At 39.6% G+C, this 2,610-nt stretch carries 1 protein-coding gene and 1 pseudogene; one reads left to right on the top strand and one right to left on the bottom strand.

Translation table 11 applies throughout. From position 1 onward, the window contains the following. Positions 1-210 (top strand): annotated as a pseudogene (locus tag ACUVJL_RS07820) (hypothetical protein); the annotation flags it as partial. 239 nt (positions 211-449) lie between these two features. Here ACUVJL_RS07820 and ACUVJL_RS07825 read toward each other — a convergent pair. After that, entirely contained in the window at positions 450-2,132 is a 1,683-nt protein-coding gene (locus tag ACUVJL_RS07825) for an IS1634 family transposase (protein WP_445245330.1), read from the bottom strand. Positions 2,133-2,610 lie beyond the last annotated feature (478 nt).

Below are 2,610 nucleotides of genomic sequence, written 5' to 3' on the forward strand. Positions count from 1 at the left end.
GCCCGGATTAAAGGGTTTGCCAAAAGCGAACTTCTGAGGACTAAAACTGACTCCGTAGATGCGGCACTGATTGCTCGTTTTTGTGCGGCGATGAAACCGGCTCTGTGGACACCAACCGCGCCTGAAGTCAAAGAATTACAACCCACATTCCGCACCCCCAAGGGGCAGCGTACGCGGATTGAGGAAGTAAAAGTGAATCATCGGAGATAATAATGAGTAAAAACACCCAAAAATTTGTGCAACTATCGCATCATCCAGTTAGGAATCCCTAAAAATTGACGTGAGGGCATGAATTAAATCTTCTTAACCCATAAAACGTCAAAAATCAGACCATTAACAACTATTAATTCCCAGCATATATCGCCCGCATTATGACAATTGTACATCATTGCTGAATCAACAATTATTTAAATGTAAGTTAGTTTTATCAATCAATATTCAACTTCATTTCACAACAAGAAATAATAAGACCGACAGGTGACTGGAAACAAATTTAATATAGCCAACCGTTCAGATGTCAAATTAGAAACTTGCTGAATTCCTTGAACACAAACGGCATGAATCGATTGAAAACTTTGGAATATCCAGCGCAAAGTAGGTCGATTAGTTCCTTTGCCCAATTGATTTTTTACGGTTTTATTAGTGAGTTGCAAGTTTTGCCGGAGTAACCTTTGACCTAAAGTATAAACCAACAAACACAAACCCATTATCAAAGTTAAAGCCTCGATTCTTTCCGGCGACTTGAGGAATACGCTATCCGTAAAAAATAGGGGGTCTTTCAGGAATCCAAAGCCTCTCTCTGCCGACTGCTGTTCCTTATATTTTACAATCATTTCATCAGGACTTAATTGCTCTGCATCCAGCACATTAGTAGCTAAGATAAATCTGCCACTAGCTTTGGTTATTCGGGCTACCACATTAGCATCTAGTTCTAGTTTTGCTTGAACTTTAAATATCAATATAGAGCTAGATTTTTCGTGAGAAGTAGTCAAATTAGTAGCTGATTTTGCTGTCACTTCTCTGCTGGTAATTTGGGTTAAATTATGATATTTTAGTTGTTGGGATAAACGATTAGCTGCTGAATAGGCATCCGCTGAACAAGCGAATTCAATATTTGATAACTCTCGCAATTTCTTCTGGGATTCAACTTCAGCTTTTTTCAGGTTTTTTGATAATTTGCGTTGGTCAGCATCACGACGCAAACTGCTCTCTACTACTAACCATCTTTGTGTAACTCCACCATAATTACTTTTGTGTTCTGACCAACTATATCCGCTCACAGAAGAGCCGTGAAATTCTGATTCATTTAGTTGAGATACCAGTTGCTGCGCTTGTTTCAGGCTTAATGGTACACGAGTTAACCATCTTAAATTGGTTAACATTTCTAAGTTGGGAGCGGTATATAATGCACTGTCAGCTACCATTAAACTGTCGAGATTTAATTGTTTTTTAAAGTCTTGACAAATTGAGGCGAATATGGAATTATCTGATTCGTTCCCTGAAGCTACTCGCAAAAATAGTGGTACATCTCCATCTCCACTACAAATTAGGTCTAAAATGAATTGTTTTAAGTCGGGACGATGGTCACGAGAGTAGCCATAGGTAATCTGAATTGGTGTTGGGGATGTTTGATGGTTGATTGATGAGTTATCTAACTGATTGCTATCTATTTCTGTGTTAGAAAAAGATACTGATGGCAATTTTTGTTCATATTTGCCATGTAGATGAAATGAACTTGAGTCGAGGTGAGATGTGTCGGTATTTATCTCGAATTTTTGAGCTGCATCCAAGGCAATGGCTGTGAATATTTCCGTAATTCCTACCAAATATAATTTATCTAATACTCTTCCTAAACGGTCATCATTGAGATGTGATGATTGAATTCCTGAGCCAAGTAAATGTTCTATTGCTTTCCCTTCAAAAAATTTAGAAAATAAGTATAATGGGGCAGAAACCATCCCTAATCCATTGATGAGCATGGCTTTAACTACCAGACCGGGACTGACTATTTCACCTGGTTGTTCGCCTACTAATTCATTGATTTTTGGGACAATTCCTATTTCATCAATTAGACCGGCTATCAAGCCCAGATGATCTAGGTTTTCTACTTTCATCTGGGATGCTTTCTGCATATGCTGCTGAATCCTGATTTGAGCGTTCATCTATCTCGCCAGTTTACACTATTTTTGGTGATGATTGGTTACAGAAGAGCGAGCGCAATTAAGGCATTTTCGCGGCTGCGATTGGGTCACGGATACGTCATCAACTTGGTCTTTTGCCGATCGCAATTTTAACTGGTATCAGATTTAACTCATGCCCTCACTTCTGTTGTCAGGAATTTTTAACGTTCGCGAGCGCTCGCGCGGCCGCAATTATTGAGTATTTTTACTCACGCTTTGTCTCGGATGATTCACTTTTACCAAGAAGAATGGGTTTAAAGCCTCCTCCTTCTAGGGGGAAATAAAACAAATTATTCACTGTTTCAATCCTCTTCCTTCTAGGTAGAGGTCGATCTCAAACTGTCAACTGTCAACTGTCAACTGTCAACTGTTGAACCCCTCAATCCGCGTACGCTGCCCCTTGGGGGTGCGGAATGTGGGTTCAAACACC

The organism is Microcoleus sp. OTE_8_concoct_300 (assembly GCF_031383065.1).
In the GTDB taxonomy this organism is placed as follows: domain Bacteria; phylum Cyanobacteriota; class Cyanobacteriia; order Cyanobacteriales; family Microcoleaceae; genus Microcoleus.

Excerpts from the sequence above, each read along its gene's own strand:
- ACUVJL_RS07825 (WP_445245330.1), bottom strand. The coding sequence starts at position 2,132 with ATGCAGAAAGCATCCCAGATGAAAGTAGAAAACCTAGATCATCTGGGC.